Here is a 752-nt window from a genome sequence, read left to right on the forward strand (position 1 = left end):
GGGTTCCGGAGTTCACCGACCGCCGGATCTATAAGCGCCGCAAATCGAACCGTCCGGTGCTGACCCCGCGCCGTCCGGGCGAGGCCAGGGTGACCGGACGGAGGTACCAGAAGCCTGATCCGATGGTTCCGCGGATTATGCCGCCAAGGCCCGTTTCTCAGCTGCCTACCGCTATCGCGGCTGAGTGATTATCAGACGGAAAGGGCAGGCGCTTCGTCTTCCATATCGAGGGACTCCTCGACCGCTTCTGGATTTCGGGCAATTGTCCAAAGTAAGGTCTTTGCTGCGGCATCAGGAGATGAACGGCCCTGCTCCCAGTTCCTGAGCGTACCCAAATCTAGACCATATCTTACAGAGAATGCCTCCTGTGAGAGCTTCGTGCGTTCGCGTACCGCTCGAACATTGATCGGCCTGGGTGAATGCACTTTCGCATTCACACCAACTTCAGACAGCTCATTTTTTAGGGTTTTGATATCCTCGACGCACGGTACAGTCACGAACGTTTTTCCGCAGTCGACCATTTCAGTAAGCACTGCGTGTGCCGTCCTCAATGGCAGATGTCTCTTTACAAGAACTCTAGCGGCCTCAGGGATATTTGCGCCCCGAAGAAAGCCCAGGCTCAGTTGGACGGGAGAGCCTGACGACACTTGGGCGACGTCCCGGGTTCGCACCCGTTGTCCGAATTGCTCCATGAACTTCGATGTAGTCGACATCTAGCTTCTCCGCGTTAACGTCTTCCCCGCCCTGAAGGA

General features: G+C 56.5%; 1 protein-coding gene and 1 pseudogene. One reads left to right on the forward strand and one right to left on the reverse strand.

The window, feature by feature from the left end; genetic code table 11:
- Positions 1–188 (forward strand): annotated as a pseudogene (locus tag E1297_RS49550) (hypothetical protein); the annotation flags it as partial.
- Between the two features lie 3 nt (positions 189–191).
- Here the strand turns inward: E1297_RS49550 and E1297_RS48900 are convergent.
- Positions 192–533 (reverse strand): helix-turn-helix domain-containing protein, encoded by a 342-nt coding sequence (locus tag E1297_RS48900; RefSeq protein WP_209015562.1) that lies wholly within the window; start codon positions 531–533, stop codon positions 192–194.
- Positions 534–752 lie beyond the last annotated feature (219 nt).

Source organism: Roseibium sp. RKSG952, assembly GCF_009711355.1.